The sequence below is a fragment of the Candidatus Krumholzibacteriota bacterium genome (assembly GCA_016931295.1).
GTDB lineage: Bacteria > Krumholzibacteriota > Krumholzibacteriia > Krumholzibacteriales > Krumholzibacteriaceae > JAFGEZ01.
Genome location: JAFGEZ010000035.1, coordinates 47,099 through 62,316, shown reverse-complemented (window position 1 = coordinate 62,316; position 15,218 = coordinate 47,099). Strand labels below are relative to the sequence as shown.

Genomic DNA, 15,218 nt, shown 5'->3' with positions numbered 1-15,218 from the left:
GGATCCCAAGGAGGTCGTTGATATGTCAGAGGTCGTGATCGCCGGCGCGGTCCGGACGCCGATCGGCAGGTTTCTCGGTGGACTCTCGTCCTTCAAGGCGACCGAGCTCGGCTCGATGGCCGTACGGGAGGCGATGGAGCGGGCGGGGGTCGACGGTGGCCAGGTCGACGAAGTCATCATGGGGAACGTGATCGGCGCGGGGCTCGGGCAGAACCCTGCGCGCCAGGCGGCGATCGGCGCGGGCGTCGACGTCGCCAGCGCCGCGATGACGATCAACAAGGTCTGCGGATCGGGTCTCAAGGCGGCCGTCCTCGCCGCCCAGGCGATCAGGCTCGGCGACAGCCGCGTCGTCGTGGCGGGGGGGATGGAGAGCATGAGCAACGCGCCCTACATCCTCCGGCAGGCCCGCACCGGGTACCGCCTCAACGACGGCGCCCTCGTCGACACGATGGTCTACGACGGCCTCTGGGACGTCTACAACGATTTCCACATGGGCAACACGGGGGAACTCGTGGCCGAGAAGTACGGTATCGCCCGCGAGGCGATCGACGAGTACGCCGCGGAGAGCAACCGCAAGGCCGTCGAGGCGCACGAGAGCGGCGCCTTCGCCGGCGAGCTCATGCCGGTCGAGGTCCCGCAGCGCAAGGGCGATCCGGTCGTCGTCGACCGCGACGAGGGGCCCCGTCCCGGCACGACCGCCGCGAAACTGGCCGGTTTGAAGCCCGTCTTCAAGAAGGGCGGCACGGTCACGGCGGGCAACGCATCCCAGATCTCCGACGGCGCGGCGGCGATGGTCATGATGTCGGACAAGACGGCGGCCGAGCTCGGGGTCGAGCCGATCGCCCGCGTGACGGGCTACGCCACGGGCGGGCTCGCTCCCGAATGGGTCATGATGACCCCGACGGTGGCCACCCGCACGCTCCTCGAGAAGTACGGCATGAAGATCGAGGATTTCGACCTCATCGAGCTCAACGAGGCCTTCGCCGTCCAGGCGATCGCCGTCGGCGGCGAGCTGGGCCTCGACATGACGAAGGTGAACGTCAACGGCGGCGCGGTCGCGCTGGGCCACCCGATCGGCTGTTCAGGCGCGCGCGTCCTCGTCACCCTGATGCACGCGCTGAAGCGCACGGGAGGGCGGAAGGGGCTCGCCACCCTCTGTCTCGGCGGGGGGAACGCCGTCGCGATGAGCGTGGAGATGCTGTAGCCCGCCACGGCGCGAGGCACAGGCAACGAACGTAAAGGCAGTCGGTTACGATGGACGCTTCGTCCTGGATCGAGCGTCCGGCACGAGCAGGGAGGTTCTGCATGGCCATACGGAAGATCGCCGTCTTCGGCGCCGGGACGATGGGGAACGGGATCGCGCAGACGTTCGCGCAGCACGGGTTCCCCGTGACGATGATCGATGTGAAGCAGGAGTTCGTCGATCGCGGGATGAAGGCGATCGACGGGAGCCTCGACCGGCTCGTGAAGAAGGAGAAGATCGACAAAGCGGAGAAGAAGGAGATTCTCGGCCGTATCGCCGCGTCGACGACGCTCTCCGACGCCGCAGGCGCCGACCTCGTCGTCGAGGCGATCTTCGAGGATTTCGACACGAAGGTATCGGTCTTCGGCGAGCTCGACGCGGTCTGCAAACCGGATACGATCTTCGCCTCCAACACCTCCTCGATCTCCATCACCTCGATCGCCGCCCGGACATCGCGTCCAAAGAAGTTCATCGGCATGCACTTCATGAATCCCGTGCCCGTCATGAAGCTCGTCGAGGTGATCCGCGGCCTCGCCACGGACGACGCGACCACGGAGACGGTGATGACGCTGAGCGAAAAGCTCGGCAAGACGCCGATCGAGGTCAACGACTATCCGGGCTTCGTCTCCAACCGGGTGCTTTTGCCGATGATCAACGAGGCAATCTACTGCCTGATGGAAGGCGTGGCCACGGCCGAGGCGATCGACGGCGTGATGAAGCTCGGCATGAACCATCCACTCGGACCCCTCGCGCTGGCCGACCTGATCGGCCTCGACGTCTGCCTGAACATCCTGCGCGTCCTGCAGGAGGGGCTCGGCGATCCGAAGTACCGGCCCTGCCCGCTTCTCGTCAAGATGGTGGCCGCCGGCTGGCTCGGCCGCAAGACGAAGAAGGGCTTCTACGAGTACGGGGAGAAGTAGCTCCTGTCCGCCGGGGGTGGCCGCCCGCCGGCGTCGGAACGGATCGGAAAGAGACGGGCGCCGGAAAGATCCCGGCGCCCGTTTTCTTCGTCTGTCCGGCAAAGATGCCGTCCAGGTTCCGCTTGAACTATTCCTCCTCGAGCTCGATCAGCACGCCCGAGGTCGATTTCGGATGGAGGAAGGCGACGAGGTGCCCCTCGGCGCCCTCGCGCGGTTCGGCGTCGATGAGTCGGAGCCCCGCGTCGGCCAGTTCGCGCATGACCCGGCGGATGTTTTTCACCTTGAAGCAGAGATGGTGGATCCCCGGTCCCTTCTTCTCGAGGAACCTGCCCACCGCGCTGTCCTCACGCGTGGAGGCGAGGAGCTCGATCTTCGTGTTGCCCGTATCGAGGAATGCCACCTCGAGCCCCCGGTCGGGAAGCGCCTTCCGCCCCTCGAAGACCAGGCCGAGCGTGTCGCCGAAGAGCGATTTCGCCTCGTCGAGGTTCTCGACGGCGATCCCGATATGAGCAAGTTTCTCCAGCCTGTCCGTCATCGTTTCATCTCCCGTCGTCAGTGCGAACCGGGCGAGAATCGCCCGAAGACCGATTCCATCGCTTTCGCGATCTCGCCGAGCGTGCAGTTCCCCTTGACCGCGGCGATGATCGCCGGCATGAGGTTCTCCGTGCCGGCGGCCGTCTTCGCCACCCGTTCGAGCAGGGTGCCGATCGCCGCGGCGTCGCGCCCGGCCCGGAATCGCTCGAGTTTCTTTGCCTGCCGCTCCTGGATCGCAGGGTCGACGCGGAAGACGCCCGCGTGGGCCGCGGTGGCGTCGGTGTATTTGTTGACGCCGACGACCGTGATCTCCTCCTCCTCGACCCCCTTCTGGTATTCGTAGGCGGATCGCTCGATCTCGCGCTGCGGGAACTGCGCCTCGATCGCCCGGATCATGCCGCCCATTCCATCGATGCGTTCCATGAGGGCGAGGACGGACGACTCGATCTCGTCGGTCATCTTCTCGACGTACCACGAGCCGCCGAGGGGATCGATGACGTCGGCCGCTCCGCTCTCCTCGGCGATGACCTGCTGCGTGCGCAGGGCCGTGAGGACCGAGTCCTCCGATGGCAGGCTCAACGCCTCGTCGCGGGAGTTGGTGTGCAGGCTCTGCGTGCCGCCGAGGACGGCGGCGAGGGCCTGGAGCGCGACGCGGACGACGTTGTTCTCGATCTGCTGGGCCGTGAGCGAGCAGCCGGCCGTCTGGGTATGGAAGCGGAGAAGACAGCTCTTGTCCTTCTTCGCTTCGAAGCGGTCGCGCATCAGCCGGGCCCAGATACGGCGGGCGGCCCGGAACTTGGCGACCTCCTCGAAGATGTTGTTGTGCACGCAGAAGAAGAAGGAGAGCCGCGGGGCGAAGGTATCCACGTCGAGACCGGCGGCGACGGCCGCCTCCACGTAGGCGACGGCGTCGGCGAGGGTGAAGGCGACCTCCTGGACGGCGGTCGATCCGGCCTCGCGGATGTGGTAGCCGCTGATCGAGATCGTGTTCCAGGACGGCGTGTTGTCGCGGCACCAGGCGAAGATGTCGGTGATAATCCGCATCGACGGCGCCGGCGGATAGATGTATGTGCCCCGTGCGATGTATTCCTTGAGGACGTCGTTCTGGATCGTGCCGGCGATTTGGTCGGGACTCACGCCAGTCTCCTCGGCGAGGGCGACGTACATGGCGAGCAGGATCGCGGAGGTCGCGTTGATCGTCATCGACGTGCTCACCCTGTCGAGGGGGATGTCACGCAGGAGCGTCCGGAAATCGTCCATCGTGTCGATGGCGACGCCGACGCGGCCGACTTCTCCCTCAGCCATCGCGTCGTCGGAGTCGTAGCCCATCTGCGTGGGAAGATCGAAGGCGACCGAGAGCCCCGTCTGACCCTGCTCGAGCAGGTAGCGGAAACGCTCGTTCGTCTCCTCGGCCGAACCGAATCCCGCGTACTGGCGCATCGTCCAGAACTTTCCCCGGTACATCGTCGGGTAGACGCCGCGCGTGAAGGGGAAGAGCCCGGGAAGGCCGTCGCGCTCGAGGGCGGTATTCTCCGGAGCGTCGATGGGGGTGTAGACCGGTTTCATCTCGATGCCGGCCGTCGTCTCGAAACGTTCCCGGCGCTCGCCGCGCTTCGCCTTGAAGGGCCCGTAGACCTTCTCCCGCCAGTGCTCGACGGAAGAGGAGATATCGTCGCTGGAAGCCATGAAGCAACACCTTCTTCTCAGAGCGGAATGTTCCCGTGCTTCTTCGCTGGAAGCTGCTGGTTCTTGTTGAGCAGGTTCTCAAGGGCGTGGATGATCATCGGCCGCGTGTTCTCCGGCATGATGACGTCGTCGAGGTACCCGAGGCTGGCGGCGACGTACGGGTTGGAGAAGGCCTCCGTGTATTCCTCTATCTTCTCGCCGAGCTTGGCCTTCGGGTCGTCCGCCTCCTTGATCTCCTTCCGGTAGAGGATGTTCGCGGCGCCCTCGGCTCCCATGACGGCGATCTCGCCGGTCGGCCACGCCACGTTGTAGTCGCTGCGGATGTGCTTGCTGGACATGACGCAGTAGGCGCCGCCGTAGGCCTTGCGCGTGATGACGGTCAGCTTGGGGACGGTCGCCTCGCAGTAGGCGAAGATGAGCTTGGCGCCGTGCTTGATGATCCCGTTCCATTCCTGGTCGGTGCCGGGAAGGAATCCGGGCACGTCCTCGAAGGTGATGAGCGGGATGTTGAACGCGTCGCAGAACCGGATGAAGCGGGCGCCCTTGATCGAGGAGTCGATGTCGAGGACGCCGGCGAGATGGTTCGGCTGGTTCGCGACGATGCCCACCGAATGGCCGTTGAGACGGCCGAACCCGACGACGATGTTCTGGGCGTGATCGGCCTGCACCTCGAAGAACTCCCCGTCGTCCACGATCAGGTGGATGGCGTCCTTGATGTCGTATGGCGCGCGGGGATCCTCGGGGACGAGTTCGTTCAGGCGCGGCTCGACGCGGCCCGGATCGTCCGTCGGCTCGAGGTAGGGGGGATCCTCCATGTTGTTCTGCGGCACGAAGGAGAGGAGTGTCTTGATCATCTCGATGCAATCCTCGTCGTCGGCCGCCATGAAGTGCGCCACCCCGCTCTTCGTATTGTGGGTGAGCGCGCCCCCGAGATCCTCCTGGCTGACCTCCTCGTGCGTCACCTGCTTGATGACGTTCGGGCCCGTGATGAACATGTGGCTCGTCCGGTCGACCATGAAGATGAAGTCGGTGAGGGCTGGGGAGTAGACGGCGCCGCCCGCGCAGGGACCCATGATCGCGGAGATCTGCGGGATGACCCCCGATGCGAGTGTGTTGCGCAGGAAGATGCTCGCGTAGCCGGCGAGGCTCTTCACGCCTTCCTGGATGCGGGCGCCCCCGGAATCGTTGATCCCGATGAGGGGCGCGCCGTTCTCGAGCGCCATCTCCTGCAGCCGGATGATCTTGCCGGCGTTCGACATGCTCAGCGAACCGCCGATCACCGTGAAATCCTGCGCGAAGGCGTAGACCGTCCGGCCGCGGACGAGACCGTGGCCGCAGACGACGCCGTCTCCGACCGGCTTGTTGTCCTTCAGCCCCGGCCAGTCGGAGTCGTGCGTCACGAAGACGCCGAGCTCCTGGAAGGTTCCCTCGTCGAAAAGGATGTGGATGCGCTCGCGGGCGGTGAGCCGCCCGGACTCGTGGATCTTCTCGATGCGCTTGCGCCCGCCGCCGAGCAGCGCCTGTTCGCGTTTCCTCGCGAGGTGCTCGAATTTCTCGTTCCTGTTTTTCATCGGATCATGCTCCTTCGAACGAAGACAAGGGAGACGGTGCGGGGGGCAACGCGCCGGCCGGATCGGGTGCGATGAAGTCGATATTTCATCTCTTTGCCGGATAACGAGATGCGGAGTGCGGCCGGCGGCCCTCCTCCCACGTCGATACTCGTCATAATCTATGTAATCGCCGTGGGGGCGTCAATCGGAAATGCACCGATATTCATTGTCAAACAAACGGTTGAAGGCTATCATGCCTGCGTCCAGGCTTGTGCGCCGGAACCCGACGTTGCATCTTTACGACAAGGGGGAGAAGGATGAACGTATTTCGGATCACCGTGCTGTCCCTGTTCGCGGCGGCCTGTTTCTGCGGAGCCCTCTCGTGCGCGAAGGAGGAGCCCGCGAAGAAGGAGGAGCCCGCCATCACCAAAGACGACGGTCTCATCTCCTACGTGAACGAGAACGTGGTCTTCGGCGTCTACTTCGACGCCGAGGGGACGAAGCGCACCATCAAGCTCGACCGGGACGTGCGGGAGTTCGACGTTCACGTCATCGTCCACTTCCCCGAGGAGATGCAGATCGCCGCGACCGAGTTCAAGCTGATCCTTCCCGATGGCGTCTCCATCGTCAACGACAAGTACAGCCAGGATCGCGTGATGTCGCTCGGCACGTTCGATGGCGGCCTGAGCGAGCGGTTCCCCTGCCGCCCCGGACCGATGATGGTGGTCCACACCCTCACCCTTCGCGCCGACAAGCCGCTCGAGAATGCGATCATCGGTCTCGGCCCGTCCGAGAACGCGCAGTTCATCGGCGTGGCCGAATGCGAGGAAGGGTACCCCCGGGCCCGGGCGCGCGCGTATCGTGCAGTGATCAACCCGACGGAATGAGAACAAGGCGTGCGTGACAGGACGGCATCACCTGGCCGGCGGCGTATCGTCGCCCCGGCCGTTCTGGCGGTGCTGCTTTTCGTCGCAGGCTCCGCCGGCGGTGGTATCGTCCCGCCCAGGGGCGGTGGCCCCCTTCCCGACGCCTACCGTCGACTGCGGGAGAAGAACCGGTCCGCCTTCACCGTCTCGCACGGATGGGTCGCGCGCGCCCGCCGGGCACGGTCCTCCAACGCGGATGTCTCCGCCATGGCCCTCGATCGGGTCATCCCGGTCGCCGGATCGCTTCGCGTCCCCGTTCTCTCCGCGCGCTATGCCGACACCGACGAGGTCGTCTCCACCGCGGCCCTGCGTCGCGTCCTTTTCGAGGGACCGATGAGGTACGGCACCGTCGCGGACTACTACGACGAGGTCTCGCGCAAACGCTTCGGCGTCGCGGGAGAGGTGTCGGGCTGGTACGATCTCGATAACGCGGAGTCCTTCTACGTCGGATTGTTCAACGGCCTCGACCCCGTCTATTCGCGCACCGGCGAGCTGATACGCGAGACGGTCTCCGCGGCTGATCCCGGCATCGACTTCGGGCGATTCGACAACGACGGCCCCGACGGAGTACCCAACTCGGGGGACGACGACGGTTTCGTCGACGTCCTCATCATCGTCCACTCGACGCGGGGAGGCGAGTGCGGCGGCACCTCGCTCTGGTCGCACTCGTGGGGCTACAGCAACTGGAACGCATCGGGGGGCGAGCCGTACCCAACCGACGATGCGGCCTTCGGGGGCGGGACGATACTCATCGAGGACTACATCGTCGCGCCCTCCCGCTCGTGCGACGGCGAAACGATCGAGATCGCCGTCTTCTGCCACGAACTGGGGCACACCCTGGGGCTTCCCGATCTCTACGATTTCAACGGGGGCGGATACGGGATCGGCCACTGGGGTCTCATGGGGTCGGGGAACTGGAACTCGCCCGATTCGCCCGCCCATCTCTGCGGGTGGAGCAAGAACCAACTCGGATGGGTCGAAACGATCGACGTCGGGGCCGACCCCCTCTCGCTCGATCTCGCGCCGGTGGAGGAAGGGGGAGCGATCCTGCGGCTCGACCTGCCCGGCGAGCGGTTCGGCCGGGCGCGCGACCCGGAGAATCTCGCCGACCACGCGCTCGCCTGTTTCTACGACGAAACGGCTGCCGGGATCCGGAACTGGCCCGGGGGGGCGGGGTACGGGAACGGCTGGCACGAATCGGTCTACCGCGATTTCACCCATGCGGGGGGTGGCGCCGCGGTGTCCGTCTCCTACGTCTACGAGGTGGATCTCGAGGAGGGATACGATTTCGCGCGGCTCCTCCTCGAACAGCCGGGCGGAACGGACACGCTGCGCGTCTACACGGGCGAGACGGTATTCGCGAACGATTCCGTCGATCTCGGCCTTCTGCTTTCGCCGTTTGGCGGCGTGTTCAGGCTGCGCTTCGAGGTGACGAGCGACTACAACTTCAGTGACGAGGACGGCCGGTACGATTCGGGACCTGGGGCGCCCTTCCTCGTGGACGACATCGTCGTCTCCGGTTTGCCGGAGGGAACCGTCGTGTGCGGATTCGACGAACACGACTGCGGCTGGCGCGGCGGCGGCGAACCCGCCGAATACTTCGTCGTCGAGCATCGCCGGCGGATCGGGTTCGACCGCCACCTCCACGGGGAAGGACTCGTCGTCTGGCACGCGGAGAACAGCACGGCCTTCACGGCGCTCGGCAATTCGGGGGGATTTTCCAACGTCCAGGCGCGGGGCGTGGTCCTCCAGGAGGCCGACGGCCGGTACGATCTCCTCGCGGGGGCGAACAGCGGGGACGCCGGGGATCCCTTTCCCGGCAGGGCCGGCAACATCCTCTTCGACGCATCGACCCTGCCGTCGAGCAGGGACAACGGGGGACGGGCGACTCCCGTGCGCATCGACCGGATCTCCGAGGGGGGGCGGAACATCGAGGCGCGTTTCGTGGCGGGGGCGTGGCCGCCGGAGATCGCCGCGGTCCGCCCCGATTCGATCTTCGGAGAGGGCGGCGACGTCCGCCTCGACGTTCGCGGCAGGCACTTCCAGCCGGGAGCGGCCTGTTTCCTGCGCAGACAGGGGATCGAGACGGCGGCTGCGGTCGAGTGGCTCGGCGGTGAGGCGCTCCTCGTCGATCTCGCGACCGGTCCGCTCACCGCGGGCGCCTACGATATCATCGTCCGGAACCCCGACGGCCAGACGACCTCGGCAAACGGGGCCGTCGTCGTCTTGTCGCGTTTCACCGTGGCAGGCGTGAAGATCGGACGCTCCTTCGTCCGGATCGACTGGGGCGTCTCGCCGGCAGGGCTGATCGGCTGCCTGCTCCGCCGCGGCGCGGAGGACGGCGGATGGACGCTGCTGACGCCCGACACGCTCCGCGACGAATCGGGAGTGTTCTCCTTCACCGACAGGACGGCGGCGCCGGGGGAGGCGTACGCCTACGGGATCGAGGCTTTCTTCTCCGGCGGGGAGCGGGGGGCGCTGGCCCTGCCGGGTCCCTGGACGGTCCCCCCATTGCCCTTCCTCGTGGAACCGCCCCGGCCCAATCCCTTCAACGGGGCGGTAACGACCTCCTTCTTCGTGCCCGAGCGGCGCCGCGTCTCGATCGACGTCATCGACGTCGCCGGGCGCCTCGTCGCTCCGCTCGGCGAGCGGTTCTACGATCGCGGGACGCACGAGGTCTCGTGGGAACCGTCGCCCGGCGAGGCCGCCCCGGGCGTCTATTTCCTCGTCTTCCGCGCGGGCGACCTGTCGCGGACGGTCAAGCTCGTTCTCGTCCGCTGACCGGGCGCGTGCCGTTCGTTTTGCACAAACCGGCGCTAGAAGACGTAGGAGACGCCGAGGGAGATGCCGAGGTGGAAGAACTGGCGGGGATCATCCTCGACCCGCTGGCGATCGAACGAGTAGACCCGGTACTTGTAGGGCGTGATCATCGCGTCGACGGCGAGTTCCGCGGCGAAATCCTCCTTGAAGGATCGCACGACGCCGGCGCCGGCGACGAGGTAGACGGTCGTCTGGGCGGGCCTGAAGGTGTCGATGGGGGTCACGGTCACCGGGTCGGCGGTGAGGAACGCGAGTCCGCCGCGGACGAGCGGCCGCCACGGGATGAAGTAGGGAAGGATCGCCGTCATGCCGAACTGGTAGGAGAGAACGTTGACCGAGAGGCCGTCCTGCGAGGTGCGGATGGCGCCGAGCCGGTTCTCGAAGAAGACATTGTCCTTGAGCTCGTACCGGAAGGACGCGGCGAGCCCCGGAGCGTCGTCGAGTTTGAAAAAGCCGCCGTCGAACAGGTAGTACTCGAAGCGGAGCGTGCCCCCGATGCGGCGGGCGTTTCCGGCGAGCGCCGGGGCGGGAACGAGGGACGGCAGGATCAGGCACGACACGGCGAGGGCGACGAGCGCGGACGCGACATGGCGTTCCCGGCATTCGACCATGATCGGTTTCCTTTTGTGTTGGATGATCGCCTGTTTCACTCCCCGGTCGGTCTTCGCCCGTAATATACAAAAAGGCAAAGGGGTTAGAAAGCGTATTGTGATCGACAGCGGATTTTGCCATCATTAGGCTCGTCTGAATCCTGGACGGAGGCATCATGATGATCGAACGGAATCGCTCGCTGCACGACCCCGTCGAAGAGGCCCTCGAGGCGGTCTGGGTGCTCGACGAGGAGGGGAGAGCGGCGACGCTCGAGACGGTGCGGATGACCTGCATCGACGACCGGGCCGACGCCGGCCTGCTCGCACGGCTCGTCGAGGACGGCCTGCTCGAGCGGACGGGCGACGTCTACTCGATGACGGCGAAGGGACGGGAACTGGGCGAGGCGGTCGTCCGGCGCCACCGTCTGGCCGAACGGCTCATGGTCGACGTCCTGCAGATGCCCGACCCCGATCTCGAGGACAACGCCTGCCGTTTCGAGCATTTCCTTTCACCCGAGGTGACCGATCATATCTGCACACTGCTCGGGCATCCGAAGGTCTGTCCGCACAACAAGCAGATTCCACCGGGACCGTGCTGCCGCGGCGCGGGTCGGACCGTCGAGACGGCGGTCGGGCCCCTGCGCGGGCTCAGGTCTGGCGAGCGGGGACGGATACGGTACATCGCCACCGGCCGGCATCAGCGGCTCGACCGGCTCACCGCCCTGGGGCTTTTTCCGGGCCGCATCGTGAGGGTCCACCAGCGGGAGCCGCTGTTCGTCGTCATGCTCGACGAGACGCAGATCGCCCTGGACAAGGACATCGTCGACGACATCTACGTTGTGAAGGTGTGAAGGGACGGCGTCGCCGCCGCCCCGCCCGCAGTGAAAGACACAGGCTCGAACAGCATCCTCCTCGTCGGCAATCCCAATGTCGGCAAGAGCGTCATCTTCGCCTTCCTCACGGGGCGGTACGCCATCGTATCGAACTACCCCGGGACGACGGTGGAGGTCTCGACCGGCTGGTTCGGCCACGACCGTTCCCGCGAGGTCATCGATACGCCCGGCGTGGACTCGCTGATCCCGCGAAGCGAGGACGAACGGGTCACCCGTGACATACTGCTGCGATACCCCGAGGCGACGGTCGTGCAGGTGGCCGACGCGAAGAACCTCTTCCGCGCGCTGGTTTTGACCACGCAGCTCGCCGAGATGGGACGCCGCGTGATCCTCGTGCTCAACATGATGGACGAGGCCCGGCAGCGGGGGCTCGGGATCGACGCGAAGCGCCTGTCGGGGGAACTCGGGATCGAGGTCGTCGAGACGGTGGCCGTCGAGAAACGGGGCCTCTCCCGGCTCGATCGGGTCCTCGAGGAGCGGGGAGAGGCGACGCCGCGGACCGTCGTCGAGTACACCCCCGACGTCCGTTCGGCGATCGCCGCTTGCGACGAGGCGGCGGGGGAGGCGAACCGGCACGGGATCTTCGGCGCCCTGACCGCCCTGAGCGGCGAATTCGATCTGCTCGAGAAGGCGGGCGCCCCGCCCGGCACCCTCGAGGCGGTCTCGTCTCTCGTCAGGGAACGCGGCGCGCGGCGGCCGAATCCCTTCTCCTACGGCATCGCTTCGGCGCGCAAGGAGACGGCCGAGAGACTGTTGTCGCGATCGCTGAGGCGCGGCGCCGCGAAAAGCGAGACGGCGCGTTGGCGCGCCTTCGCGCCCGCGGCGCTCGTGACCGGCGCCGCGATCCTCCTCTATCTCGTTTTCGGCCGAGAGGCGCTCGGGACGGTCGGCCTGCACCCGACCCTTCTCCTCCTCGCCGCGGTTGTCTGGGGCATGGGGGCGGCCGGAGCAGACCGAATGAACCGCTTCACCTTGCACCCGGTCACCGGGACGTTCTTCCTGCTGTTCGTCCTCTGGCTCGTCTACCGGTTCGTCGGCGTCTTCGCGGCCGGGGCGATCGTCGACCTGCTCGAAACGCGGCTCTTCGGCGATCTCGTCATCCCGGCCGTCTCGCGTGTCGCTCCGACCGGCTGGATCCATGCGCTGCTCGTCGGCGATTACGGGCTCGTGAGCATGGGGCTCAACTACTCGATCTCGATCGTTCTGCCGATCGTCGTCGTCTTCTTCCTCGTCTTCGGCCTGCTCGAGGACAGCGGTTACTTTCCCCGCCTCACCGTGCTGACCAACAACATCTTCCGCGCCGTCGGCGTGAACGGGAAGGCGACGCTTCCCATGGTGCTCGGGTTCGGGTGCGTGACCATGGCCGTCCTCGCCACGCGCATACTCGAGACGAGGCGCGAACGGATCATCGCCGTGACGCTCCTCGCGCTCGCTGTGCCGTGCTCGGCGCAACTCGGCGTGATCCTCGCCCTGATGTCCACCGTCTCCGCCGCGGCGGTCGCCGTGATCGCCGGCATCATCACGGCCGAGTTCTTTCTCGTCGGCGCGCTCCTCTCGCGCATCCTGAAGGGGGGCACGACCGATTTCATTCTCGAACTGCCCCCGCTGCGGACGCCCCGGGCGGGCAACATCCTCATCAAGACGGGCGCCCGGGTGAAGTGGTTCCTCCGGGAGGCGCTGCCCTTCTTCCTCCTCGCCACCTTCATCCTCTTCCTCCTCGACACCACCGGCGCGCTGCGGATACTCTTCCGCGCCGCGGAGCCCGTGACCGGGACGCTCCTCGGACTTCCTTCCGAGACGGCGGGCGTCTTCATCCTCGGGTTCTTCAGGCGCGATTACGGCGCAGCGGGGCTCTACAAGCTCTGGGAAAGCGGCGCGATCGCGGGCAACCAGATCGTCGTGGCTCTCGTGGTGATGAGTCTCTTCCTGCCGTGCCTCGCCACCCTGATCGTCATGATAAAGGAACTCGGTCTGCGGTGGGCCCTCTCGATCCTCGGCTTCGTCCTCGCCGTCTCGCTTCTCACCGGGGGAGCGCTCAATCTCGTCTTGTCCCTGACCGGCGCGAGGCTGTGATCCGCTCTCAGCGGACGACGAGCACCGAGTTGAATCCCCCGAATCCGTCGGGTTCGGAGCGTTCGCACGCGGGATCGGTGATGCGGAGCCTGCCGTCGACGACGAACTTGTACTCGTACCGTCCGGGAAGCAGGGGGATGCTTGCCGACCATGCCCCGTCGTCTGAACGGGACATCGGCGTCGCCCCGGGGTCCCAGTTGTTGAACGTGCCGACGAGGTGCACCGAGGCGGCGTCGGGTGCATGGAACGAGAGCGTCGTCTCACGCGGCCTGTCGGGCTCCGTGACGACGCCGGCGGGCGCCGCGGGCGCCGCGAGGAGTTCGAAGCCGTCGATCAGCCGATCGAGATCGTTGCCGAGATCGGCCACGGGATAGCCGTTCTCGTCGGTGATCGTGAAGAGGAGCGGGGCGGGGGAGCGTTCCCATGCGATCGCCACGAGGATCGCGTTCGCTCCCGAACGGAACAGCGTCGTGCCGCCCGCTCGTCCCGCGCCCGATTCCGCCGGTTCGAGAACGCGGTCGCCGTTGATCCAGACAGCCGCCCGGTCGGGCGTCTCGATCCTCCAGACGACCGTCGCGGCCCTGGGCGCGTCGAGGAGGGAATAGAAGATCATGCCGCCGTCCGGCGCCGTGCCGGAGAGGCGGCCGGGCAGGATCGATCCGGCGGCGTCGCAGGCTCCCGCGGGGACTTCCCGCCACCGGAGTTCGTTTCCGTCGGTCGTCCGGTGGATCCGCAGGAGGTCGTCCTGGAACCCCGGCGCTCCGCGGAGGGCGGAGGAGGCGTCGGGGAGGGGTCCGAGGTAGAAGAAGGACATCGGACGCACCAGCTCGTCCTCGAAGCGCGCCACGGTGCGTCCGTGCAGGCGAAGAAAGACGGCGATCGGGTAGACGCCGGGCGGCAGGGTGCCGGCGGGGCGCACGAGGAGCGGAAGCGTTGTGAGCGGCTCGCCTGCCCGGACGTGGAAGCGCGCGGGCAGCTCCGGATCGGTCGCGAGCTCGCGGGGCAGGACGCCTTCGATCGTGCCCTGGATGTCGCTCGCGGAGACGTGGCGGAGCGTGACGGTCACGGGCACGCCGTCGCCGGCGATGAGGCGCCCCCGCGGCAGGTCCATTGTCGCGGCGCAGCCGCGCGAGAGGGAGAGCGTCTCCGTGCCGTGCAATTCGATCCGTCCGTTCTCGCCTCGCGCGTCGACGAACCACGGCACGACGAGCAGCCCCGGCTCCGTGCCCGGCGGGACGGCGAAGGGGCGGGTCGTCTTCCACGGCGCGCCGCCCGCCTCGGACAGGATCCCGCCGGCCGCCTCGTCGAGCCGCCAGCGTTTCGTGCCGACCTGGAGGTAGACGTCGCGGAGCGGCAGGGCAACGCCCCCGCCGCGGAGGAACAGCTCCAGCTCGACGGGCGAGCCGAGGGGGATCGGTCCGTCCGGCAGACGGAGTTCCGCCGCGATACCCGTTCCCCTTTCCAGGCCGTCGGTGAGCGCCGCCTTCGCCGCCATGAGCTCGCCCCTGGCGGCGTCGATCGCGGCGACGAGGAGCTTCCGCGTGCGCGGCGAGAGTCCGCGCCAGGCGTTCTCGTCCATCGCTTTCCAGATGCGCGTCTCTTCCTCGATCACCGCCGAGAGCCGCGATACGGCGGCGAGCAGCCTGTTGGCCGCGGAGACGGCCTCGAGGTAATCGTCGAGGTCGAGCGCGCCGGCGTCGAGCCGGGCCTCGAAAAGGCCGATATCCTGGCCGAGCGGCCCGGCGGTTCCGGGAAGGAGGAGGGATTCCCGGAGGGCGATCCGGTTGAAGAGCTCGAGGGAGGCGATCGTGACCGCCGCCGGCCGGAGGCGTTCGACAGGCGCCTCGCGCCAGAAGTCGATCCAGGCGCCGTGCGCCTCGTCAAACGGTTTCCCCGGCCCGGCAAACGCGGCGATGCGCTTGGCGGTCATTCCGGGGACCGCCTCGAGCAGCCTTTTGACGAGGGGGCGCGAGGCCGGGTCGT

General features: G+C 67.0%; 11 protein-coding genes. 6 read left to right on the top strand and 5 right to left on the bottom strand.

The genetic code is table 11. From position 1 onward, the window contains the following. Positions 1-22 precede the first annotated feature (22 nt). On the top strand, positions 23-1,204 hold the full coding sequence (locus tag JW876_09365) for an acetyl-CoA C-acetyltransferase (GenBank protein MBN1885712.1): 1,182 nt from the start codon (positions 23-25) through the stop codon (positions 1,202-1,204). Between the two features lie 101 nt (positions 1,205-1,305). Continuing rightward, positions 1,306-2,163, top strand: coding sequence for a 3-hydroxybutyryl-CoA dehydrogenase (locus JW876_09360; GenBank protein ID MBN1885711.1), 858 nt, complete (start codon positions 1,306-1,308; stop codon positions 2,161-2,163). 127 nt (positions 2,164-2,290) lie between these two features. Here JW876_09360 and mce read toward each other — a convergent pair whose 3' ends face one another. Genes mce through JW876_09345 form a run of 3 tightly spaced genes read right to left on the bottom strand, consistent with a single transcriptional unit; the run spans position 2,291 to position 5,954 of the window. Then, positions 2,291-2,698 (bottom strand): methylmalonyl-CoA epimerase, encoded by a 408-nt coding sequence (mce, locus tag JW876_09355; GenBank protein ID MBN1885710.1) that lies wholly within the window; start codon positions 2,696-2,698, stop codon positions 2,291-2,293. Positions 2,699-2,715: 17 nt separating this feature from the next. Further along, positions 2,716-4,383: a methylmalonyl-CoA mutase gene (locus tag JW876_09350; GenBank protein ID MBN1885709.1), complete on the bottom strand. Its 1,668-nt coding sequence runs from the start codon at positions 4,381-4,383 to the stop codon at positions 2,716-2,718. Positions 4,384-4,400: 17 nt separating this feature from the next. Then, positions 4,401-5,954: an acyl-CoA carboxylase subunit beta gene (locus JW876_09345; GenBank protein MBN1885708.1), complete on the bottom strand. Its 1,554-nt coding sequence runs from the start codon at positions 5,952-5,954 to the stop codon at positions 4,401-4,403. A 296-nt stretch (positions 5,955-6,250) separates the two neighbouring features. Here JW876_09345 and JW876_09340 point away from each other — a divergent pair, with 296 nt between their 5' ends. Both JW876_09340 and JW876_09335 read left to right on the top strand, forming a co-directional pair. Continuing rightward, positions 6,251-6,820: a hypothetical protein gene (locus JW876_09340; GenBank protein ID MBN1885707.1), complete on the top strand. Its 570-nt coding sequence runs from the start codon at positions 6,251-6,253 to the stop codon at positions 6,818-6,820. A 9-nt stretch (positions 6,821-6,829) separates the two neighbouring features. Next, the gene (locus JW876_09335) at positions 6,830-9,640 is read left to right on the top strand and encodes a M6 family metalloprotease domain-containing protein (protein MBN1885706.1); all 2,811 of its coding nucleotides are present in this window, start codon (positions 6,830-6,832) and stop codon (positions 9,638-9,640) included. A gap of 35 nt (positions 9,641-9,675) precedes the next feature. Here the strand turns inward: JW876_09335 and JW876_09330 are convergent, their stop codons facing one another. Next, positions 9,676-10,290: a hypothetical protein gene (locus tag JW876_09330; GenBank protein MBN1885705.1), complete on the bottom strand. Its 615-nt coding sequence runs from the start codon at positions 10,288-10,290 to the stop codon at positions 9,676-9,678. A 158-nt stretch (positions 10,291-10,448) separates the two neighbouring features. Here JW876_09330 and JW876_09325 point away from each other — a divergent pair, with 158 nt between their 5' ends. Then, the gene (locus tag JW876_09325; GenBank protein MBN1885704.1) at positions 10,449-11,120 is read left to right on the top strand and encodes a FeoA domain-containing protein; all 672 of its coding nucleotides are present in this window, start codon (positions 10,449-10,451) and stop codon (positions 11,118-11,120) included. A gap of 30 nt (positions 11,121-11,150) precedes the next feature. Next, positions 11,151-13,235 (top strand): ferrous iron transporter B, encoded by a 2,085-nt coding sequence (locus JW876_09320; protein ID MBN1885703.1) that lies wholly within the window; start codon positions 11,151-11,153, stop codon positions 13,233-13,235. A gap of 7 nt (positions 13,236-13,242) precedes the next feature. On the opposite strand, the gene JW876_09315 is transcribed toward JW876_09320, so the two are convergent. Continuing rightward, positions 13,243-13,848, bottom strand: a complete 606-nt coding sequence (locus JW876_09315) for a glycogen-binding domain-containing protein (GenBank protein MBN1885702.1) — start codon at positions 13,846-13,848, stop codon at positions 13,243-13,245. Positions 13,849-15,218: the final 1,370 nt, after the last annotated feature.